The following is a 21,164-nucleotide window of genomic DNA, read 5'->3' as shown; positions in this document are numbered from 1 at the left end:
GATGTGTGGAATCAGCGGCGAATTGCGCCTGGACGGCGGCCCGGCCGACGCCGAGGCGGTGGCGCGCATGAGCGAACGCCTGGCCCGCCGCGGGCCGGACGATGCCGGCGCCTGGGCGGAGCGGCCGGTCGCGTTCGGCCATCGGCGCCTGTCGGTGATCGACCTCTCGGCGCGTTCGCACCAGCCCATGGTGGACGAGGAACTGGGGCTCGCGCTGGTGTTCAATGGCGCGATCTACAACTACCGCGAGCTGCGCGCCACGCTCAGCGCGCGCGGCTACCGCTTCTTCTCGGAGGGTGACACCGAGGTCATCCTCAAGGCCTACGCCGAGTGGGGCGAGCGCGCGCCCGAGCACCTGCACGGCATGTTCGCCTTCGCGCTGTGGGATCGGCGCGCGCGGCGCCTGTTCCTGGCACGCGACCGCTTCGGCATCAAGCCGCTGTACTACACGCGCAACGACGCGCGCCTGCGCTTCGCCTCCAGCGCGCAGGCGCTGCTCGCCGGTGGCGGCGTGAGCGGCGAACTCGACCCGGTGGCGCTGCACCATCAGTTCACGCTGCACGCGGTGGTGCCCGCGCCGCGCACCGTGCTGGGCGAGGTGCGCAAGCTCGAGCCCGGCACCAGCCAGACCATCGGCCTGGACGGCAGCACCCGCACGCGGCGCTACTGGACCCTGCAGGCGCAGCGGCCGGGGGTGGCGCGCAGCGAGGACGAATGGACCGAGGCGGTGCACGATGCGCTACGCGCGGCGGTGGAGAAGCGCCGCACGGTGGCCGACGTGCCGGTGGGCGTGCTGCTCTCGGGCGGGCTGGATTCGAGCCTGCTGGTCGCGCTGCTGGCCGAATCGGGCGTGTCCGATCTGCACACCTTTTCCATCGGGTTCGAGGACATCGGCGAGGAGCGCGGCAGCGAGTTCGAGTTTTCCGACCAGGTGGTGGCGCGCTACGGCACGCGCCACCACAAGATCCGCATCCCCAACGACGAGGTGCTGCGCCGTCTGCCCGAGGCGGTGGACAACATGAGCGAGCCCATGGTCGGCCAGGACGCGGTGGCGTTCTACCTGCTCGCCGAGCGCGTGTCGCGCGAGGTCAAGGTGGTGCAGAGCGGGCAGGGTGCCGACGAGGTGTTCGGCGGCTATTTCTGGTATCCGCGCATGGAGGCGACCACCGGCAGCGACCTGGAGCGCTTTCGCAGCCACTATTTCGACCGCGACCACGACGAGTACCTCGAGACCGTCACCGCCGCCTACCGCGGCGCGGACCACACCAGCGCGCTCGTCGAGCGCCTGCTCGGCGAGCCGGGCGCGCAGACCTTCATCGACCGCGTGCTGCGCCTGGACGTCACCACGCTGATCGTCGACGACCCGGTCAAGCGCGTGGACAATATGACCATGGCCTGGGGCCTGGAGGCGCGCGTCCCGTTCCTGGATCACGAGCTGGTGGAGCTGGCCGCGGCCATGCCGCCGGAGCTCAAGCTCGGCTCGGACGGCAAGCACGTCTTGAAGCGTCTGGCGCGCGGGCGCCTGCCCGATGGGGTGATCGACCGCCCCAAGGGCTACTTCCCGATGCCGGCGCTGAAATACGTGCGCGGCGAGTTCCTCGACTTCATGCGCGACATCCTGAACTCCGAGGCCTGTCGCCGGCGGGGTGTGTTCGAGCGCGCCTACGTGGACAAGCTGCTGGCCGAGCCGGAGGCGTACCTGACGCGCATCCAGGGCAGTAAGCTATGGCACTTGGCGTTGTTCGAGTATTGGCTGCAGCGCAACGTCGATCCCCATACCTGAACGAAAACCCGTACCAATGGCCGCTTTATGCCCGGGGCGGCAGGGTTTAGACTGTGTCGATTGAGCCGCGGGCTCGGCAAGCATGTCAGTGAGGTGAAAACAATGGACGTAATGGAACGCATCAAGCAGCACGTGGAGCAGAACCCGGTGGTGATCTTCATGAAGGGCACGCCGCAGATGCCCCAGTGCGGCTTCTCCATGCGCGCCGCGCAGGCGCTCAAGCAGTGCGGTCAGGAGTTCGCCTACGTGAACGTGTTGGCGGACCCGGAGATCTTCCAGAACCTGCCGCGCTACGCCGACTGGCCGACCTTCCCGCAGATCTACGTCGATGGGGAACTGATCGGCGGCTGCGACATCACGGTCGAGATGTTCGAGAGCGGCGATCTCAAGAAGATGGTCGACGAGGCGGTGAGCAAGAAGGCGCAGGCCGAGTAATACGCCGCCGCACCCCCGCAGAACGGCCCGGCTTGTCCGGGCCGTTTTGCGTATAAGCTAAGGAAGTTCTGCATCCCCGACGGGGTGCACAAGGCTTGGCCACACAAGGAGTGTGTTATGCGCATGATGGGTTTAGTGGGCGGTTTCGGCTTGGGCTTTCTGGCGGCCACGGCGCTCGGGCGCGCTGCCTCGCGCGGCTACGACATGGACCTGCGGCCCGGCGAGCCGCTGCCCTTGGAGCGGATCGCGGCGCTGGCGCGGGCCTACCGGCCCGGGCGGCTGCTGGAAGTGGAGCTCGAGCACGAGGATGGGCGCGAGGTGTACGAGGTCGAACTGATCGACGCCGAGGGCGTGGAGTGGGAACTGACCTTCGACGCCTACACCGGCGAGTTGCTGATCGAGGCGCGCGGCGATTGAGGGCGCCGGCCGCTCAATCCGTTGCGGGCGGTGCGGCGGGCGGCGGCGCGGGCGCGCGGCTATCCCAGCTGTTGACGATGGTGCAGAACAGCTCGGCGGTGCGCTCGGCATCGTACAGCGCCGAATGGGCCTGGTCCGGGTCCCAGGCCAAGCCGGCCGCCATGGCCGCGCGCGCGAGCACCGTCTGGCCGTAGGCGAGCCCGCCCAGGGTGGCGGTGTCGAAGGTGCTGAAGGCGTGGAACGGCGTGCGCTTGATCTTGTTGCGCGCGCAGGCCGCCTTCAGGAAGCCGAGGTCGAACCAAGGGTTGTGCCCGACCAGGATCGCACGGCTGCAGCCGTGCGCCTTCACGGCCTGGTCCACCTCCGCGAAGATGGTCTCCAGGGCCTTGCGCTCGGGCACCGCGAAGCGGAACGGGTGGAACGGGTCGATGCCGGTGAACTCCAGCGCGCGCGGGTCGAGGTTGGCGCCCTCGAAGGGCTCGACGTGGGCGGCGTGGGTGGCGCCGGTGCGCAGGCGTCCGCTCTCGTCCACGGTGATGATGACCGCGGCGATCTCCAGCAAGGCGTCGGTGCGCGCCTCGAAGCCGGCGGTCTCGACATCCACCGCCACGGGCAAAAACCCGCGGAAGCGCTTCGCGATGCGTCGCACGCGGTGGTCCGTGTCCTGCGGCTGCTCGCTCATGCCGGGTGGAGTCCTCGAATCGTCAAATGGCCGCCGCCGTTTCAGGCGGCGGCGGGGTTCAGCAGGCGCCAGCGGATCTCGCCGCCGGCGCGCATCGGGATCAGTTCGGTGTCGCCGAACGCGTAACTGGCCGGCACCGCTTGCGGGGCCTGCTCCAGCGTGATGGTGGCGGTGTTCGCCGGCAGGCGGTAGAAGCGCGGCCCGTGCAGGCTGGCGAAGCCCTCCAGTTGCTCGAGCTTGCCGGCCTCCTCGAAGGCCTCGGCATAGAGTTCGATCGCGGCGTGGGAGGTGTACACGCCGGCGCATCCGCAGGCGCTTTCCTTGCCCTCGCGCGGATGCGGCGCGCTGTCGGTGCCCAGAAAAAACTTCGGATCCCCGCTGGTGGCCGCCTCGAGCAGCGCGGCGCGGTGGCTCTCGCGCTTGAGCACCGGCAGGCAGTAGTGGTGCGGGCGTATGCCGCCCACCAGCATGTCGTTGCGGTTCATCAAGAGGTGGTGCGCGGTGATGGTGGCGCCCACGTTGCTGTTGCGGCTCTGCACGAACTCCACCGCCTCGCGGGTGGTGATGTGCTCGAGCACCACGCGCAGGTGCGTAAAGCGCTCCAGCAGCGGGGCGAGCACCGTGTCGATGAATACGCGCTCGCGGTCGAAGACGTCCACCGCCGGGTCGGTCACCTCGCCGTGCACCAACAGCGGCAGGCCTTCCTCCTCCATGCACGCGAGCGTGGCGTAGGTGTTCTCCAGCTTGTGCACGCCCGCGTCGGAGTGCGTGGTGGCACCCGCGGGATAGAGCTTCACCCCGTACACCTGCCGGCTGGACTTGGCGCGCTGGATCTCGCGCGGCGTGGTCTGCTCGGTGAGGTAGAGGGTCATCAGCGGGTCGAAATGCATCCCCGCCGGCACCGCGGCGCAAATGCGCTCGCGGTAGGCGAGCGCCTCTTCGGTGGTGCGCACCGGCGGCTTGAGATTGGGCATGATGATCGCGCGCGCGAACTGGGCGGCGACGTGCGGGATGACCGTGGCGAGGGCATCGCCGTCGCGCACGTGCAGGTGCCAGTCGTCGGGGCGGCGCAGAGTCAGCCGTTGCATGTAGTGCTCCGCTTGCATGGATGAATCGAATGGATTGTGGCCGCGACGTGCGGCGGCCAGTGCGCCATTATGCCAGCAAAGGCGGTGCCGACGCCTGCGAGCGTCCTTGTGCGAAGTGCCGAGCGGCTCCCAGGCTTACGGCGCCATGCAGGAACGTCTCGTCATGATCACGGCATCAAGCGGTTGATCACAACGGAAAAGCGCGCGCACCGTCGCTTCGTGAATCGGAAAATCCAGGCTGCATTCATTCCGACCCGCCAACCAGCCGCCGCGGATCGAGCAGGTCGGCCAGTTCCTCGCGGGACAGGTCGGTCATCTCCGCGGCGACCTCGATCACCGGACGGCCTTCGCGGTAGGCGCGCTTGGCGATCTCCGCGCCGCGTTCGTAGCCGATCACGTTGTTCAAGGCCGTGACCAGGATCGGATTGCGCGACAGCGCCTCCTCGAGCCGCGCCTGATTGACGGTGAAGCCCGCAATCGCCTGCCGCGCGAGTACCTGGGCGGCGTGCGCCAGCAGCTCGATGCTTTGCAACAGGTTGTAGGCCGTCACCGGCAGCATGACGTTGAGCTGGAAGTTGCCCGATTGACCCGCCACCGCCACCGTGGCGTCGTTGCCCATGATCTGCGCGGCGGCCATCGCCACCGCCTCGGGGATCACCGGGTTGACCTTGCCGGGCATGATGCTCGAGCCGGGCTGCAGGGCGGGCAGGGCGATCTCGCCGAGGCCGGCCAGCGGGCCGCTGTTCATCCAGCGCAGGTCGTTGGCGATCTTCATCAGCACCACCGCCGCCCCGCGCAGCTGGCCGCTGAGTTCCACCGCCGTGTCCTGGCTGCTGAGTCCCACGAACAGATTGTCCATCGGGCGGAAATCGACACCGGTCTCCTGCGCCAACCAGCGCGCCACGTCCGCGCCGAAGCCGGGCGGGGCGTTCACCCCGGTGCCCACCGCCGTGCCGCCGAGCGGCAGCGCGAGCAGGCGCGGCAGGGTGTCGCGCAGCCGCGCCTCGGCGTCGCGCACCTGTGCGGCCCAGCCGCCGAGTTCCTGGCCCAGGGTGACCGGCAGCGCGTCCATCAGATGTGTGCGCCCGGTCTTCACGATGCCCTGGCACTCCGCAACGCGCTGCGCGATGGTACGCGCGAGTTCGTCCAGCGCGGGCAGCGCCTCGCGGTGCAGGGCGAGGCTCGCGCTGACGTGGATCGCGGCGGGGATCACATCGTTCGAGCTTTGACCGCGGTTGACGTGATCGTTCGGGTGCACGGGGCGGCCCAGCCGGCGCGTGGCGAGATGGGCGAGCACCTCGTTGACGTTCATGTTGGTGCTGGTGCCCGAGCCGGTCTGGAACACGTCCACCGGAAACTGTTCGCCATGGCGCCCGCGCGCGACCTCCAGCGCCGCCTGGCGCACGGCGTCGGCGAGGTCGCTCTCGAGTTGACCATTGGCCTGGTTCGCGACCGCGCAGCCGGCCTTGATCAAGGCCGCCGCCTGGATGAACGCGGGCGGCATACGCAGGCCGCTGATCGGGAAATTATCGACCGCGCGCTGAGTCTGGGCGCCGTACAGGGCGTCGGCGGGCACGCGCAGCTCGCCCAGGCTGTCGCGTTCGATTCGAAAGTCCTTGTTCTGCATGTGGCAGCCCCTCCATCACGAAGCCGAGCATTGTACGCGCACCGTGCGCCGACGCAGAAGCGCGCACGCGCACGGCTAAAAGTGTGCGTGCGTTCGCGTTTTGCGGCGCGACAGGCTCCTGCCGGGCCTGCCGCGGCTTGGCTTAAGTGGTTGTCGCACCAGGATATGGCGCATCCGAGGAGGCGCGGGCGGCGCGCGGTCTGCCTTGACCTGAATCAGAAAAATCCCGATCATACGCCGTTTGCGCGCGCCGGGTCGCCCTGTCGAACACCTGCGCTCTTCCCGAATTCCATAACGATCAAGCAGTAAGGAGCTCCATGAACGCTGCGGACAAGAAACGCTTGCTGCGCGAGATGCTGTTCGCGCGCCGCTTCGAAGAGCGTTGCTACGAGGCCTACGTCGAACGCAAGATCGGCGGCTTTTTGCATCTCTACTCCGGGCAGGAAGCCTGTGCACACGGCGTCATGGAAGCCGCGCGACCGGGTTACGACTACGTCATCACCGGTTATCGCGATCACGTGCACGCCATCAAGTGCGGTTCGGACCCGAAAGAAGTGATGGCCGAGCTGTTCGCCAAAGAGACCGGCTCCAGCAAGGGCCGCGGCGGCTCCATGCACATCTTCGATGTCGAGAAGCGCTTCATGGGCGGCTACGCGCTGGTGGGCGGGCCGTTCCCGCTCGCCGCGGGCATGGCCAAGGCCATCAAGCTCAAGGGCGGCGACGAGATCTCGATCTGCTTTCTGGGCGATGCGGCCAACAACCAGGGCACCTTCCACGAAACGCTGAACATGGCGAAGGTGTGGGAGCTGCCGGTGTTGTTCGTGTGCGAGAACAACCTGTACGGCATCGGCACGCGCATCGACCGCTCCACCGCGGTCATCGAACAGCACAAGCGCGTGTGCGGTTACGACATCCCTTCCGCGCAGGCCGACGGGCAGGACATCGAGGCGGTGTTCAAGGCCGCCAAGAAGGCGGTCGACCACGTGCGCTCCGGCAAGGGCCCGTACTTCCTCGAGCTGATGACCTACCGTTATCGCGGTCACTCCATGTCCGACTCCAATGCCTACCGCACCAAGGAAGAGCAGGAGGCCTGGAGCCAGCGCGACCCGATCATCATTCTGCGCGACCGCCTCATCAAGGCGGGCGAGATGACCCTGGAGCAGTACGAGGCGCTCGATAAAGAGGTGATCGACGAGATCGAGAACGAGGTGATCAAGTTCGCCGAGGAGTCGCCCGAGCCCAAGGTCGAGGAACTGGAGAAATACGTGCTGGCGGAAAACGATCCGTACGTTCGCGGGGAGGCGCGCTAATGGCCGAGATGATGTATTGGGAAGCCATCCGTCGTGCCCACGACGAGGAGATGGCGCGCGACCCGCTGGTGATCTGCATGGGCGAGGACATCGGCGTCGCCGGCGGTACCTACAAGGCCACGCAGGGTCTGTTCGACAAGTACGGCCCGGAGCGCGTGATCGACACCCCGATCTCCGAAAACGGTTACACCGGCCTCGGCATCGGCGCCTCGTTCATCGGCGTGCGCCCGATCATCGAGATCATGTCGGTGAACTTCGCGTGGCTCGCTACCGACCAGATCATCAACACCGCCGCCAAAGTGCGCTACATGTCGGGCGGGCAGTTGACCGCCCCGGTGGTGATCCGCTCGCCGGGCGGCACCGCGCATCAGCTCGGCGCGCAGCACTCGGCGCGCATGGAGAAGGTGTTCATGGGCATCGCCGGCCTGCGCGTAGTCACGCCGAGCAACGCCAAGCAGGCCTACGGTCTGCTGAAGTCCGCGGTGCGCTGCGACGACCCCGTGTTCATCAACGAACACGAGCTCATGTACAACATGAAGGGCGAGGTGCCGGACGGCGAGTTCTTCCATCCGCTGGAAGGCTCCGAGGTCGCGCGCAAGGGCAAGGACATCACTCTGTTCGGTTACAACGTCTCGGTGCACTGGTGCCTGCAGGCGGCCGAGATCCTGGCCAAGCAGCACGGCATCGATGCCGAGGTGGTGGACCTGTATTCGCTGGCGCCGCTCGATCGCGAGGGCATCAAGAACTCCGTCAGCAAGACGCACCGCGCGCTCATCGCCGAAGAGGCCGAGGCGCCGGTCGGCGTGGGCTCCGAGGTCATGGCCATCATCAACGAAGAGTGCTTCTTCGAGCTGGACGCGCCGCCGGTGCGCGTGTCGGCGGCCAACGTGCCCGTGCCGTACAACCACACCCTGGAGAAGGCCGCTATCCCCAACGCCAAGAGCGTGGTGGACGCCGCCCTCAAGCTGCTGGGCAAGGCTTAAACACTAATGGCAGATCCGCACGTCATCAAAATGCCCCAGCTCTCGGACACCATGACCGAGGGCGTGGTGGTGAGTTGGGAAAAGAACATCGGCGACAAGATCTCGCGCGGTGACATCGTCGCCACGGTGGAGACCGACAAGGCGATCATGGACGTGGAGGTGTTCCGCGAGGGCTACCTCTCCGGCCCCATCGCGCCGGTGGATGCGGTCGTGCCGGTGGGCGAGGCGATCTGCTATTTGGTCGCGAGCGAAGCCGAGGTGCAGCACGGCGAGGCCGCCCCGGCCGCCGCGCCCGCGCCTGAGCAGGAGGCCCCGCAGGACGCCGCCGAGGAAGGCGCCGGTCAGCCCGCGGACACCTCCGCCGCGCAGGAACCCGCCGGTGCCACCCACACCATCAAGATGCCGCAGCTCTCCGACACCATGACCGAGGGCGTGGTGGTCAGCTGGGAGAAGCAGCCCGGCGACAAGATCTCGCGCGGCGACATCGTGGCGACGGTTGAGACCGACAAGGCGATCATGGACGTGGAGGTGTTCCGCGAGGGCTACCTCTCCGGCCCCATTGCGCCGGTCGATGCCGTGGTGCCGGTCGGCGGCCCCCTGGCGTACCTGGTGGCCGAGGAAGGGCAGGTGGTGCGCGAAGAGGCGGCCCCGGTGGGCGCGCCCGCCAAGGCCGCCGCGCCTGCAGCGGCAGCCGCGCCTGAGGCGGCGCCGGAGCCCGCACCCGCGGCGCCGCGCGCCACCGGCGCGAAGCCCGCGCCGCGCCCGGACAACAAGCAGGCCTCGCCCTATGCGCGGCGCCTGGCGGCCGAGCTGCACGTCAATCTGAACAACCTCAAGGGCACCGGTGCCGAGGGCGTGATCGTCGGCGCCGACGTGCTGCGCGCGCAGCCCATCGAGCGGCCCACTGAGCTCGCGCAGCCGGTGCCGGCGCACGCCCTGCCCGAGATCCAGGTGCCCGGCCACGGCCGGCGCATGACGGCCATGGAGCGCGCGGTCGCGCACTCCATGACCGCCTCGCTCACCATGCCCACCTTCCGCGTGTCGGTGAACGCGCAGCCCGGCCCGATCATCAAGGCGGCCAAGAAGAAGGGCGTGTCGGTCACCGTGGCCATCGCCAAGGCCTGCGCGCTGGCGGTCGCCAAGCACCCGTCCATCAACTGGGCCTACCAGCCGGTGGACAAGCTGGTCGAGCGCGACAACGTGGACATCGGCATGGCCGTGTCCGCCGAGGGCGGTGGTCTGGTGGTGCCGGTGCTGCGCCACTGCGAGTCGCGCTCGCTGGAAGAACTGAACACGGATTGGAAGGGCCTCGTGGACCGCGCGCGCAAGCGCCGCCTGGCCCCCGAGGAGTACGCCAACCCCACCTTCATGGTGTCCAACATGGGCATGATGGGGGTGAGCTACTTCGACGCCATCCCGACGCCCGGCACCGCGGCCATCCTGGCCATCGCGGCGGCCGGCCCCGAGGGCATGCCGCTCACCGTCACCGCCGACCACCGCGTGGTGAACGGCGCCGAGGTGGCGCTCTACCTCAATACCCTGAAGGGCTACTTGGAAAATCCCGAAAGCTGGATGGGCCCGCTCGGCCCCGCCATTCCCGAAGGGGACTGGGACTACGACGTGCTGGTGATCGGCGGCGGTCCCGGCGGCGAAGACTGCGCGCGCGATCTCGCCGGCCACGGCCTCAAGGTCGCCATGATAAACGACGCCCCGTTCCCGGGCGGCGAGTGCCTGTGGCGCGGCTGCATCCCCTCCAAGGCCTGGCGCGCGGCGGCCGACCGCATCCGCGACCGCGCGCACGACGCGCACCTGGGCGTGGAAGGCACCACCGACGCCAAGCTCAACTGGAAGGCCCTGGAGGCCACCCGCCGCAACGTGCTCGAGACGCGCGGCGACATGGCCCTCAAGACCGACAAGGGCGTCAAGATCGACGTCATCCACGGCTTCGCCTGGTTCGAGACCGAGCATCGCGTGTTCGTCGACCAGAGCGGCAACCTGGACGACCCGCACAAGCGCGCCCCGCAGGGCGACGGCTCCAAGGGCCGGCACCTGAGCTTCGGTTGCGCGGTGATCGCCACCGGCGCGCCGCCGTTCGTGCCGCCGATCCCCGGCGCGCGCGAAGGCGTGGAGACCGGCGGCGTACTCACCTCCGACACCGTGTGGGATCTGCCCAAGCCGCCCAAGCGCCTCGGCATCATCGGCGGCGGCGCCATCGGCGTGGAGATGGCGCAGATCTTCCAGGACTTCGGCTGCGAGGTCGTGATGCTGGAAGGGCGCGACCGCATCCTGGCCGAGGTCGAGCCCGAGGTCGCCAAGCAGCTCATCGCGGTGCTGGACGCCGACCCGAACCTCACCGTGCGCACCAATGCCAAGGTGGTGGATATCACCGGCAAGCCGGGCGCCATGACCCTGCGTTTCCAGGTTCCCCGAGAGGAGGGGACAGGGGGCGAGCAGGAAGAGGCCTACCAGTGCGACTACGTGCTGATGGCCACCGGCAAGCGCCCGGTGCTCGAGCCGCTGCGTCTCGAGAACGCCGGCGTCGCGGTGGAGCACGGCGTGGTGAAGGCCGACGTGCGCTGCCGCACCTCGGTGTCGCACATCTTCGCCGTGGGTGACGTCATCGGCGGCCTGATGCTCGCGCACACCGCCGGCCAGCAGGGTCGCGTGGCGGCCGCCACCATCCTGGGCGAGGACATGCGCTACCGCGAGGAGAAGGACAGCGGCGTGATCTTCACCCGCCCGCAGGCCGCCTTCGTGGGCCTCTCCAGCGAGCAGGCCAAGGCGCGCGGCATCGACGCCGTCGAGGTCAAGACGCCGATGAGCATCGACGCCAAGGCGATGATCAACAATGAGACCCACGGCCTCATCAAGATCGTCGCCGACAAGGCCACCCACAAGATCGTCGGCGTGCACTTCCTCGCCGACCACGCCGACACCCTCATCGGCCAGGGCGTGATGATGGTCAGCGGCGAGATGACCCTCGAGCAGGTCGCCGAGGCCATCCACCCGCACCCCACCCAGACCGAGCTGTTTGGCGAGCTGGCGCGGCGGTTGTTGTCGCGGTTGCGGCGGAGTGCTAAGCAGGCGGCGCGGGTGGGGTAGGCGCGTCGCCGCGCGGTCGTAGCGCGGCCTTAGTAAGTAACGACTAAGCCGATGATGGCGGTTACGCCATCATCGGCTTTTTCTTTGGGCGGTCGGTCGCCTGGAGGAGGTCGCGCTTGAATCCGTGGCGCTCGCGCGGGATGATGTGACGAAAATCACAAGAAGGGCTGGCGATGACGCCCCGAGCATGCCACCTCACGATCTTCGCCCCTTATTCCCAATACGACGGCGAGTTTCCGTAGCCGTTATGCACAAAAAGAAATCATGGATTGGTTAACCTTCATATCACAACTCGTTAAATCGCTCGCATGGCCAATAGCGGTGGTCGTAATTGCAGTTGTGCTTCGAGAAGAAGTCGGCAGGCTTCTCTCGAAAATCACCCGCATACGCCACAACGACACCGAAGTGGAATTTCGGCATGAATTGGCAGCGGCAAAGAAAGAAGCGGAAAAGGTTCTTCCCGATTACAAAAACACCACTTATCTCAAAAGCCAATCATCTCAACTAGCTAAACTCTCCCCACGTGGGGCGATAATTGAAGCTTGGCTGAGTATAGAAGGCGCGCTACTCAAGTATGCCGAACGTCACGGAATTGAAGTAAAAAAGGATAAGCCATTCACAATGCGAGAGTTACACTTCCATACGCTCGATTATGGAAGTCTCGGGAAAGGCGTTTTCGAAATGCTTGGACGGCTAAGAAGAACACGAAACGAGGCCGTACATCTTTCAGATGCACAAATCGATGAAGACTCGGCGCAAGAGTATGTTGAATTAGCCAGTCGGGTAATCCAGCGCATAGAAGAGGCATAACAAGGTGCGCAAGTTCGTGCGCTATCGCTCATTGTGACGCCCGCTTCGCTCGCGCCGCCCCTTGGCAGGCTGTAAGAGTTTCGGGCAGGAAATCCAGAACATGAAATTGCATAAGCTTCATATTGACGGACTTCGCCGGCTTCGTTCTGTGGATATCCTTTTTGGGGACGCCACGTTCTGTATAGGTCCCAACAATTCCGGGAAGAGCTCCGTTCTGATCGCGATCAACTACCTGCTCTCGGCAAATAAGCGAATTCCAGAAGCCGAATACTATTCGGAAAAGGACGCCGAGACCGGAGAAACAAAAGTGGTGTCGGACTGTATCGTCATTGAAGCGGAGTTCCGAAACGTCCCGGCAGAGTCTTCCAATTGGAGAGGGTTTAAGGGGAGAACGTTCGCCTATCAACCACCGGAAGGGTCGGGCGAGAGCGGCATATCCATTCACTACCGAAAAAGCTATCCACTTGGGAAAGATGTTGTCGTTGAGCTGAAGTCAAAGAAGCGCACGCTATTTCCGCAGTTTGTCGCGTGCAAGTCGCCCCAGGAGTTTATTGCCGCAGGAGCAAGCCAACAGGCGTTTGCGGAGTTGTTTGATGACCTTGGAAAGAATGTTGCAGCAAAAGACAAGATCATTCTCGAATCCATAGACGAGTTGTGGGACCTCGGCGAGGAAGAAGAGTGGTTCCACAATCCCGGTGGGGTACCAGGAAACGTCCTCAGTCGCCTCCCACGATTTCTCCAGATACCCGCGGAAGCAGCATCTTACGAAATCGACGATCCCAAAAAGGGGGTTCTCGGAAAGACGCTAGGCGAGCTCTTTGAGGAGGTCCGTGAAAAGTCGGAGAGCTACAAACAGGCGCAGAAGCACCTTAATGATCTCGCGAAAGAGTTAGATCCATCAGATGCCGACTCAGAGTTCGGAAAGATGATGGCCGAACTGAACCAAGTCTTGTGCCGCGTGTTCCCTGATTCTGTTCTTCATGCCACAGCAGATCTCAGTGACCCTAGCAAGGCGCTTGTGCCAAGTTTCGAAATCGCCATGTCAAGCAACATTAGGACTCCCGTTAGCCACCAAGGCACCGGGATGGTGCGAGCAGCGGTCTTCGGGATGCTGCGGTTCAGGCAAAGGTGGCTCGCGCAACGCGAAGACAAGTCAGACCGTAGCCTGATCATTGGGTTTGAGGAACCGGAAATCTACTTGCATCCGAGCGCAGCCAACCAGATGCGTGACTCGATCTACGAGCTTTCTGGCACACATTCCCAAATTGTGGCCACGACGCACTCTCCATATCTAATTGACCTCTCAAGAAAACCAAGGCAGGTGCTAAACCGTTTTCGTCATGCTGGTGGGCATACGAATGCCGTCGCCTTCAATGTGAGCGACAAATTCGGTGAACTAAGTGAGAACGACAAGTCATATGTGAAAATGCTTCTGCGCATCGATGACTATGTAGCGCGAGCTTTTTTCACGAAGACTGTAATCGTCGTGGAAGGTGATACAGAGGAAATCGTGCTGCGTGAGGCGCTGAAACGAGTTCCAGACGATACAAGAACAAAGATCGCCGCGGATTTTGAGGTGATTAAGGCGAGGGGTAAGGCATCTATCATCGGCGTGGCGAGATACTTTCGGGCGCTTGACCTCGATTTTCGGGTGATGCATGACCGCGACGGTGGCGTCGCGGATGCCGAGAAGTTCAACCAGCCGATAGCGGAGGCTGTCGGAGATCAAGATCGAATCGTTGTGCTAGAAGAGTGCATGGAAGACGTTCTGGGGTATCCCGCGCCATCTAGCGAGAAGCCGTTCAAAGCGTTCAAGGTAGCATACGGATGGGGTGACTCGTGGGGCGACGTTCCGCCCGCCCTCCGCGTTATTATAGAGAAGCGGTTTCCTGGTTATGTATAAGCACGAGCGGAAAGGAGGGCGGGGTCAGGTCGGATGGAAGAAATAGGGTCAGACTTGGAAGAAATAGGATCAGGCTCGAATTGGTCAGTCCCGAACGGGTATGGCCGGCCATATTGGAGTCTGGCCGTAATAGCCGCCCCTAATAGCCGACCCTGATAGCGTCTCGAGTCTGCCCCGTGTTCGAAAAACGATTCTTCCGGGTAATAGCATGCAAAACATCTTGATGAACCTTGAGCGCTTGCGTCGGCACTACGCGGAATCGGTTCGAAGCTATGATCAAGTGTCGCTTTTGGATTTGTCGCACTCATTGAGGATATGGACAGAGCTTAAGCAGCCGTTGTCTGTAGTAGCTCCAGATTTCTCGAGTGCGTCGGCGTTCAAGACAGGGATCCCCGCGCGTAAGATTTTGAGGGCCGTGAAAGGTGTGCCATACGTTTTCTCCTACATGCGCGGCGGGGTTATGAATAATCGGGGTCAGACTCTGAGGTTTCCCCACATCTTTTCGCTTCTAAGCCGCGTTGACAAGTAAATTCCGCAACCGGCGGACTGCGTCCGGCGCCGGCGGCGACAGTATTCCGTGCCGCCTTCGCAATGACTCCCATCCGAGCCACACCACCGAGTGCTTTTGCTTCCCGCATGGCGCTGACGCCTGAAGTCCGAGCGTCGTCGACTTGACCGCCACCCCTTCAAGCCAGGCCGCGAGGATAGCCAGCGCGTGTATAAGCAGCAGCATTTCGAGGCGTGGCGCATCGCGGGTCAGCGTATCCTCGAACGCCGCCCCGAATCGGTGAGACTTGAGGTCGCGGAAGGACAGTTCGATCTGCATGCGCTTGCCATAGAGCGCGGCAATGTGGGCGGCCGGCAACTCCGACAAGGAGCGCGAGTACGCCAGAAGCCACGGTTCACGTTCACGTTTGGCAACCTTTCGCGAGTAGCCGCCCTTGGCGCGGGTGCCAAGTCGGGTGCGGTGCACTCGCCCCTTCGGCGCGCGACGTACAAGTACTAAGCAGCAGGCAAAACATTTGCTCTCGGTCAGCTCCACTTCACCCAAGGAGACGGCCCGGTAATCCCCCCAGAAATTGGTCGCGTTTAGAAGTAGAATTTTCCACCCACGAGGAGATTCTACGTGAAGAAATCGCGGTTCAGTGACAGCCAGGTGTTAGCGATCCTGAAGGAAGCCGAGGCCGGACGGGCGGTGCCGGACGTGTGCCGAACCCACGGGATCAGCACCGCCACCTTCTACAAGTGGCGCGCCAAGTACGGCGGCATGGACGCCTCGATGATGAGCCGACTCAAGGAGTTGGAGGAGGAGAACCGGCACCTGAAGAAGATGTACGCCGAGTCCAAGATGGACGCCGAGATCCTGCGGGAGGCGATGGCAAAAAAATGGTAGCGCCGTCTCAACGGAAGGAGATGGCGCAGTGGGCGGTGAGGGATCAGGGATTGGCGATCCGCCGCGCCTGCCGGCTGTTCCAGGTCAGCGAGCGCTGCTACCGCTATCGCCCGGTGCTGGCGACAGAGAACGCGCTCATCGCCGACTGGCTCGTGCGCCTCACCTACAATCACCGCAACTGGGGTTTCGGGCTGTGCTATCTGTATCTGCGCAACGTCAAGGGCTTTCCCTGGAACCACAAGCGCGTGTACCGCATCTACTGCTGGCTTGAGCTTAATCTTCGCATCAAGCCCAAGAAACGCCTGGTACGCGAGAAGCCCCAGCCTCTGGCCGAGCCAAGCTCCATCAACGAAACGTGGTCGATGGACTTCATGCACGACGCGCTCGCCGACGGGCGCGCCTTTCGGCTCTTGAACGTCAACGATGACTTCAACCGCGAGGGCCTTGCCATCGAGGCGGATTTTTCGCTGCCGGCCGAGCGGGTAATCCGCACGCTCGAGCAGGTCATCGAGTGGCGCGGTAAGCCGCTGGCTATCCGCTGCGACAATGGGCCCGAGTACATCAGCGGCACGCTGCTCAGCTGGGCCCAACGCAACGGCATCGACATCCTTCACATCCAGCCCGGCAAACCGCAGCAGAACGCCTACATCGAGCGCTACAACCGCACGGTGCGATACGATTGGCTCGCCCAGCACCTGTTCGACACGCTGGAGGAGGTGCGCGATTATGCGACCCGCTGGCTGTGGACCTACAACAATGAACGGCCCAATATGGGCTTGGGAGGTATCACCCCAAAGCAGAAAATGGCCTTAGCGGCCTAATCTACTTCTGCGTGCGACCAAGAATGGGGGGACTACCAAAGCGCTTCGATCGGCTGTTGAGTAATCGCTCCGTCCAGGTTCACCGGACGGCCTTTTATCAGCGCGCTTCACGTTGGCTTTTACGCGTGCCACAGCCAGTGCTGATCGTCGACTGGAGCGAGCTCAAACGTGACGGTCGCTGGCATCTCCTTCGGGTATCGGTGGTCGCGCGCGGACGCGCCATGACAGTGTACGAAGAGGTGCACCCGACGAGGTTGCTGGGCAACCCGGCGGTGGAGGCGGCCTTCTTGCGGCGGCTACACGCGGTACTGCCCAAGGGCGTGCGCCCGATCGTCGTGACGGACGCGGGGTTTCGTGTTCCTTGGTTCCACGCGGTAGAGGAGTTGGGCTGGCATTGGTTAGGGCGGGTGCGCCACCGCAGCCGCGTTCGCTTTTCCCGCGACACGCCGTGGATGCCCTCTAGGGATCTGTACGCCCAAGCGACGCGCAGGGCCGTCTCCTTGGGTGAAGTGGAGCTGACCGAGAGCAAATGTTTTGCCTGCTGCTTAGTACTTGTACGTCGCGCGCCGAAGGGGCGAGTGCACCGCACCCGACTTGGCACCCGCGCCAAGGGCGGCTACTCGCGAAAGGTTGCCAAACGTGAACGTGAACCGTGGCTTCTGGCGTACTCGCGCTCCTTGTCGGAGTTGCCGGCCGCCCACATTGCCGCGCTCTATGGCAAGCGCATGCAGATCGAACTGTCCTTCCGCGACCTCAAGTCTCACCGATTCGGGGCGGCGTTCGAGGATACGCTGACCCGCGATGCGCCACGCCTCGAAATGCTGCTGCTTATACACGCGCTGGCTATCCTCGCGGCCTGGCTTGAAGGGGTGGCGGTCAAGTCGACGACGCTCGGACTTCAGGCGTCAGCGCCATGCGGGAAGCAAAAGCACTCGGTGGTGTGGCTCGGATGGGAGTCATTGCGAAGGCGGCACGGAATACTGTCGCCGCCGGCGCCGGACGCAGTCCGCCGGTTGCGGAATTTACTTGTCAACGCGGCTTAGAAGCGAAAAGATGTGGGGAAACCTCAGAGTCTGACCCAATTTCTTCGCGACGCCTCGGTCTCCTCAATGGTCCGCCTCGGCAACCGTCACCATGCAAGTCCCGATGGTAGCCCCCTCGATCTCTACCAGGTTGTTCGAGATGCCATTCCCTCTCCTTGCCCTAACGCTAGCGCTCCCGGGCTCCGGTTTAGTTTCCATTCTCGGCACTAGCTGGTAAGTTGCACAAGGATCCACAGTATCCCTATCTGTCGTGCAGCGCGTGATTCCGCTGGTCTCGCCTCCGACTTCTCCGCGACTGTGGATTACAACAACAAGAAATAACAATGAGGGGTTCTTCCAATGCCATCTCTTTATACTCGCATCAGTCCGGACGCGGTCCGAAAGGTCGCGCTGCGGCGCGTCCTCTGCGTCCTAAGCTGGTTCCCGCTTCTCTCGCTGATCGCCTGCTCTACCGCCACTGCAGCGGTGCCTTCGCAGTTCGCCGGCCTGATCCAGCTAGGCGCTACGCAGGGACACGCAGTGCCGATCTCAAACAATCTGTTCTTACGTCAGCAGTATGATGCCGCCGGCGCGCTGGTCACTTTCCAGCCTTGGGTTAGGGATCCGGAGAGCCAAGAGTGGATCTATTCCGTCGCTCCCGGGGAAACCTTCATGTGGATTTGGCGCGATGTTAGCTCAGGCCAGCCGCTTGCGTTCAACAGCGTCCGCTACCTTGGAGGCGACGATTTATGCTGGAGCGATGGCTCCTGCGGTCCGTCCGTGTCCTGGTGGTCGGCGTTGGTCCTTCAGTGCATGGAGGAACACGACCGCGTCCGGGTCGAGGTTTATCACGACGGCGCGTTCCTCGGCGCCGATACGCTGCGCCCAACACGCTTCGTGCCCCGGCTGGCGACAACTGATATGGCATCGGCGATCGAACCCAAGCGCACGCGGCTCCGCGAGGGTGGGACCACCGAAGTTGCTGTAGTTGTAACCGATGACCTCGGCTGCTCGCGCCCGATCGCCGGTGCCCGCGTTCGCGTAAGCGCAACGATTGCACAAGATGCGACCAACCAGCAGCCGTACCTGACGCAGAACGAGATCGGCACCGGCAAGTTCTCGACCCTCGGGTTTGACGCGGTGGTCAACCCAGACGACGCCACCCAGGCCGGTACGGTCATCGAGGGCTTTACCGACTGGCAGGGGCGATTCAAGGCGCGCTATCAGGCCCAGGCCCACGGCGCCGAAGAGACGATCACGATCGAGGTCACGCGCCCGGCCAGCGGCTCCGACCCGGCTTTGGTCGCTCAGCCCGTGGAAAGGCAACTCCGCATTGCCATTCCAAACTTAGTACGCATCACTCACGATAGCGCACCGCTTGCCTTCGCCGTACTCGACCACGGAACTCCGCGGTGCCACGGCTCTCATCGCCAGGGCATCGACATCGATCTCAACGCGACTGACCGGTTGGTGGGACCGCCTGGAGCGGAGCCTATCGGACTGAATATGCGGGAGACGCAGCACGAGTTTAACGGTTTGGAATGGACGCTGCTTACCCTACTCGATGAATGGGCGGGATTGTATGACGGCACTGCCCATCACGGAACCAGATCGATCCACTACCGCTTCCCAAACTAAAGTGGCCTGACTATGACCATCAATATTGCCCGCTCGCTATGGCTCATGGCCTGCCTCCTGGCAGGCGTTTCCCTTGTTGATGCCGCCGAACTCAAGGATCCTAGATTACGCGATGATGACATCTCTCCTACTAAGATCAGCGTCGAGGTAACCCGCAACGCCCACGGGCACTTCGTCTATTCCTACGACCTCGACATGCCCGAAGGGAGCACCGGTCAAGTGCGAACCTTCGCCTTGGCAATTGGCTGCGCCGAGGCGGTGGACCCGCGTGGCTTCGACCCGAGCGACTACCCTTCCAAGGCGATGATGGGAAACTTTTCGAGCGACGGCCTACACGTCCCCGCCGCCATCGACGCCCCGTGGGGACAGGCTGGCCCGCTCGCAATCGCCGAGAGCAACCGGGCGCACTGGGGAGTCGCCGCGCCCCCAGGATCGCTACGAAGAGGCCTGCAACTCATCAGCCCTTATCCCCCGGGTCCACGCGAATACCGACTGATACCGTCCTTGAACTACAACTGGAGCGAGTGGGATTATGACAGCGTCGACAAGGACGACCCCGACGTTCCCAGAGAGGACGACATGACCGTCGCCGGCATCACCACGGGGCCGGCCTGTCCGGGTGAGGAGTATCCGGACGATGGCGGCAGCGAGGGGCCGGGTGACGGCATCCGATTCGCGGGAAGCCCGTTCTCCAGCCAGCACGAGCTGCGCAACGACCTGCTGACCTATTCGGCCCCGCTGCGCGACCAGTTTCACGTGCCATCCGGCACCCGGGAGTTGGAGCTGATCATCCACTACCACGAGGCGATCGACCCGCGCACCTTCCGGGTTACGCCGATGCAGGGCCAGGCGCGCCGTTTGTTCAACCCGCAGCCGGGGAGCAGCGAGACGGTACGCATCCCCCTGCAGCCCGGAAAGAACCGCATCGAGCTCCAGGTACAGGAGGCGTTCGTGCCGCCCGGCCGGCGCGAGGGCAGCGAGGCGGCCGCGGATCGCGGGCGCGGCGGCGTCGCCATGGACCGCGATGTGTTCGTGATACGTGTCGGCACGGCCGAGAGCGCCACCGACAAGGGCCGGGGCAAGACCCAGTGAGGAGCTTCAGGAACATGCGCACCCTAACCTCGCGGCGTGCCTGGGCGGCGCTGGTGGCGGCACTGCTCGCCGCCGCGGCCCTGATCGCCCTTCGCTCCCCGGCAGCCCCGGAAGTGGTCGAGAGACCTACCACGCGGATTGACGCGCGGGATCTCCAGCAGTCGCTCCCAACGCCTGTGGGCGAAACGCTCCTTGGCACGACCACCGCCGGCCCGCCGTCCCCGCCTCCCGAGTGAGGCACGCGCAAAAAGCCCCCCCAAAAGCGGGTTAGCTCAGTCTGTCCCCGATTATTGGGGCAGGACCCAGTGAGGAGCTTCAGAACATGCTCCTAAACCCTGGGGACTATCCCCGATTTTCCGTAGTGGTAGCCGGATCAGAACGCGTTAGCGACTATTATTAGAAGAGTCGGCTCTCAGACCGGTCGCTATCGCAAGTGTTTGTTTATTATGAATCCCGCTGAGCCAGGATACGCCGGAGAGTCATGAGGATAGATCATGTGTGCGTCTACCCATCAGAATCCCGCGTTGACCCTTACAGACAGAAATCCACTGAGGCGCGCCGCCAAGGGCGTACGCTATGTAGCACTGTGCGCCGTGCTGGTGTTTGCGAACCTTCCCGCCATCACCTTTGCCCAAACATCGTGTCCTGGAATTCACGTGAACATTCTGGACATCAGAAACAACGTTGGGGCGATAGCGTGTGCCCTGTTCGAAGGCCCAGATGGCTTTCCCACTGAGTTTCTGCACTACGCGACCAACATCATGGTGATAAAGATTCGAGATACTGAGGCGCGTTGCGATTTTCTAGACATCCCGCCGGGGACATATGCGCTTGCCGTCATCCATGATGAGAATATGGACGGCAAGCTGGACACAAACTGGCTAGGGATTCCCACGGAAGGCTACGGTTTTTCGAATGACGCAAAAGCCACGATGAGTGCGCCTTCGTTTGACGCCGCCAGCTTTACATACGACGGGCGGAACCTCGATATGACGATCACCTTGGAATACTGACGGAGAACCCCGGTCCGCTCAGTTCTCACTTTCTAACGGCAGCGG

16 protein-coding genes and 1 pseudogene are annotated in these 21,164 nt (G+C 63.9%); 13 read left to right on the top strand and 4 right to left on the bottom strand.

The annotated features are described in order from the left end of the window. Window position 1: 1 nt before the first annotated feature. The 3 genes from HUS23_02815 (at window position 2) to HUS23_02805 (ending at window position 2,635) form a co-directional block, all read left to right on the top strand. Window positions 2–1,783 (top strand): N-acetylglutaminylglutamine amidotransferase, encoded by a 1,782-nt coding sequence (locus tag HUS23_02815; protein QKT02817.1) that lies wholly within the window; start codon window positions 2–4, stop codon window positions 1,781–1,783. A 102-nt stretch (window positions 1,784–1,885) separates the two neighbouring features. Beyond that, window positions 1,886–2,218 (top strand): Grx4 family monothiol glutaredoxin, encoded by a 333-nt coding sequence (gene grxD / locus HUS23_02810; protein ID QKT02816.1) that lies wholly within the window; start codon window positions 1,886–1,888, stop codon window positions 2,216–2,218. Window positions 2,219–2,341: 123 nt separating this feature from the next. Further along, window positions 2,342–2,635, top strand: a complete 294-nt coding sequence (locus HUS23_02805) for a PepSY domain-containing protein (protein QKT02815.1) — start codon at window positions 2,342–2,344, stop codon at window positions 2,633–2,635. Between the two features lie 13 nt (window positions 2,636–2,648). Here HUS23_02805 and rnt read toward each other — a convergent pair whose 3' ends face one another. The 3 genes from rnt to HUS23_02790 all read right to left on the bottom strand — a co-directional run bounded on the left by rnt (window position 2,649) and on the right by HUS23_02790 (window position 6,032). After that, window positions 2,649–3,317 carry a ribonuclease T gene (rnt, locus tag HUS23_02800; protein QKT02814.1) on the bottom strand — a complete coding sequence of 223 codons (669 nt, stop codon included), beginning with the start codon at window positions 3,315–3,317 and terminating at the stop codon, window positions 2,649–2,651. Between the two features lie 41 nt (window positions 3,318–3,358). After that, on the bottom strand, window positions 3,359–4,405 hold the full coding sequence (gene pyrC / locus HUS23_02795) for a dihydroorotase (GenBank protein QKT02813.1): 1,047 nt from the start codon (window positions 4,403–4,405) through the stop codon (window positions 3,359–3,361). A 244-nt stretch (window positions 4,406–4,649) separates the two neighbouring features. Beyond that, entirely contained in the window at window positions 4,650–6,032 is a 1,383-nt protein-coding gene (locus HUS23_02790; GenBank protein ID QKT02812.1) for a class II fumarate hydratase, read from the bottom strand. Between the two features lie 317 nt (window positions 6,033–6,349). Between HUS23_02790 and pdhA the strand changes: the two genes are divergently transcribed. The 5 genes from pdhA (at window position 6,350) to HUS23_02765 (ending at window position 14,140) form a co-directional block, all read left to right on the top strand. Further along, window positions 6,350–7,342: a pyruvate dehydrogenase (acetyl-transferring) E1 component subunit alpha gene (gene pdhA, locus HUS23_02785; GenBank protein ID QKT02811.1), complete on the top strand. Its 993-nt coding sequence runs from the start codon at window positions 6,350–6,352 to the stop codon at window positions 7,340–7,342. Beyond that, window positions 7,342–8,325: an alpha-ketoacid dehydrogenase subunit beta gene (locus tag HUS23_02780; protein ID QKT02810.1), complete on the top strand. Its 984-nt coding sequence runs from the start codon at window positions 7,342–7,344 to the stop codon at window positions 8,323–8,325. Before pdhA ends, HUS23_02780 begins: the two co-directional genes overlap by 1 nt. A 6-nt stretch (window positions 8,326–8,331) precedes the next feature. Then, the gene (locus HUS23_02775; protein QKT02809.1) at window positions 8,332–11,427 is read left to right on the top strand and encodes an FAD-dependent oxidoreductase; all 3,096 of its coding nucleotides are present in this window, start codon (window positions 8,332–8,334) and stop codon (window positions 11,425–11,427) included. 264 nt (window positions 11,428–11,691) lie between these two features. Then, the gene (locus HUS23_02770; protein QKT02808.1) at window positions 11,692–12,237 is read left to right on the top strand and encodes a hypothetical protein; all 546 of its coding nucleotides are present in this window, start codon (window positions 11,692–11,694) and stop codon (window positions 12,235–12,237) included. Window positions 12,238–12,337: 100 nt separating this feature from the next. Next, window positions 12,338–14,140, top strand: a complete 1,803-nt coding sequence (locus HUS23_02765; GenBank protein ID QKT02807.1) for an AAA family ATPase — start codon at window positions 12,338–12,340, stop codon at window positions 14,138–14,140. A 508-nt stretch (window positions 14,141–14,648) separates the two neighbouring features. Here HUS23_02765 and HUS23_02760 read toward each other — a convergent pair. Then, complete coding sequence (locus HUS23_02760; GenBank protein ID QKT02806.1) at window positions 14,649–15,113, bottom strand: transposase; 465 nt, start codon at window positions 15,111–15,113, stop codon at window positions 14,649–14,651. 153 nt (window positions 15,114–15,266) lie between these two features. Here HUS23_02760 and HUS23_02755 point away from each other — a divergent pair. The 5 genes and pseudogenes from HUS23_02755 (at window position 15,267) to HUS23_02735 (ending at window position 21,119) form a co-directional block, all read left to right on the top strand. After that, window positions 15,267–16,354, top strand: a pseudogene (locus tag HUS23_02755) (IS3 family transposase). Between the two features lie 56 nt (window positions 16,355–16,410). Beyond that, entirely contained in the window at window positions 16,411–17,397 is a 987-nt protein-coding gene (locus HUS23_02750) for an IS4 family transposase (protein QKT02805.1), read from the top strand. Between the two features lie 339 nt (window positions 17,398–17,736). Further along, window positions 17,737–19,014 (top strand): hypothetical protein, encoded by a 1,278-nt coding sequence (locus HUS23_02745; GenBank protein ID QKT02804.1) that lies wholly within the window; start codon window positions 17,737–17,739, stop codon window positions 19,012–19,014. 12 nt (window positions 19,015–19,026) lie between these two features. Then, the gene (locus tag HUS23_02740) at window positions 19,027–20,106 is read left to right on the top strand and encodes a hypothetical protein (GenBank protein QKT02803.1); all 1,080 of its coding nucleotides are present in this window, start codon (window positions 19,027–19,029) and stop codon (window positions 20,104–20,106) included. A gap of 494 nt (window positions 20,107–20,600) precedes the next feature. Next, window positions 20,601–21,119, top strand: a complete 519-nt coding sequence (locus HUS23_02735; GenBank protein QKT02802.1) for a DUF2141 domain-containing protein — start codon at window positions 20,601–20,603, stop codon at window positions 21,117–21,119. The last annotated feature ends 45 nt before the right edge of the window (window positions 21,120–21,164 follow it).

It is taken from the genome of Ectothiorhodospiraceae bacterium 2226 (assembly GCA_013348725.1).
Classification (GTDB): Bacteria; Pseudomonadota; Gammaproteobacteria.
Note: the sequence above shows the minus strand (reverse complement) of the source record. Positions and strands in the feature narration are given on the sequence as shown.

What these genes read in the sequence shown, in the direction of transcription:
- HUS23_02780 (QKT02810.1), top strand. Translation starts at nt 7,342, where the DNA reads ATGGCCGAGATGATGTATTGGGAAGCCATCCGTCGTGCCCACGACGAG.
- HUS23_02815 (QKT02817.1), top strand. Translation starts at nt 2, where the DNA reads ATGTGTGGAATCAGCGGCGAATTGCGCCTGGACGGCGGCCCGGCCGAC.
- HUS23_02770 (QKT02808.1), top strand. Translation starts at nt 11,692, where the DNA reads ATGGATTGGTTAACCTTCATATCACAACTCGTTAAATCGCTCGCATGG.
- HUS23_02735 (QKT02802.1), top strand. Translation starts at nt 20,601, where the DNA reads ATGTGTGCGTCTACCCATCAGAATCCCGCGTTGACCCTTACAGACAGA.
- HUS23_02790 (QKT02812.1), bottom strand. Translation starts at nt 6,032, where the DNA reads ATGCAGAACAAGGACTTTCGAATCGAACGCGACAGCCTGGGCGAGCTG.
- HUS23_02740 (QKT02803.1), top strand. Translation starts at nt 19,027, where the DNA reads ATGACCATCAATATTGCCCGCTCGCTATGGCTCATGGCCTGCCTCCTG.
- pdhA (QKT02811.1), top strand. Translation starts at nt 6,350, where the DNA reads ATGAACGCTGCGGACAAGAAACGCTTGCTGCGCGAGATGCTGTTCGCG.
- pyrC (QKT02813.1), bottom strand. Translation starts at nt 4,405, where the DNA reads ATGCAACGGCTGACTCTGCGCCGCCCCGACGACTGGCACCTGCACGTG.
- HUS23_02765 (QKT02807.1), top strand. Translation starts at nt 12,338, where the DNA reads ATGAAATTGCATAAGCTTCATATTGACGGACTTCGCCGGCTTCGTTCT.
- HUS23_02745 (QKT02804.1), top strand. Translation starts at nt 17,737, where the DNA reads ATGCCATCTCTTTATACTCGCATCAGTCCGGACGCGGTCCGAAAGGTC.
- rnt (QKT02814.1), bottom strand. Translation starts at nt 3,317, where the DNA reads ATGAGCGAGCAGCCGCAGGACACGGACCACCGCGTGCGACGCATCGCG.
- HUS23_02775 (QKT02809.1), top strand. Translation starts at nt 8,332, where the DNA reads ATGGCAGATCCGCACGTCATCAAAATGCCCCAGCTCTCGGACACCATG.
- grxD (QKT02816.1), top strand. Translation starts at nt 1,886, where the DNA reads ATGGACGTAATGGAACGCATCAAGCAGCACGTGGAGCAGAACCCGGTG.
- HUS23_02805 (QKT02815.1), top strand. Translation starts at nt 2,342, where the DNA reads ATGATGGGTTTAGTGGGCGGTTTCGGCTTGGGCTTTCTGGCGGCCACG.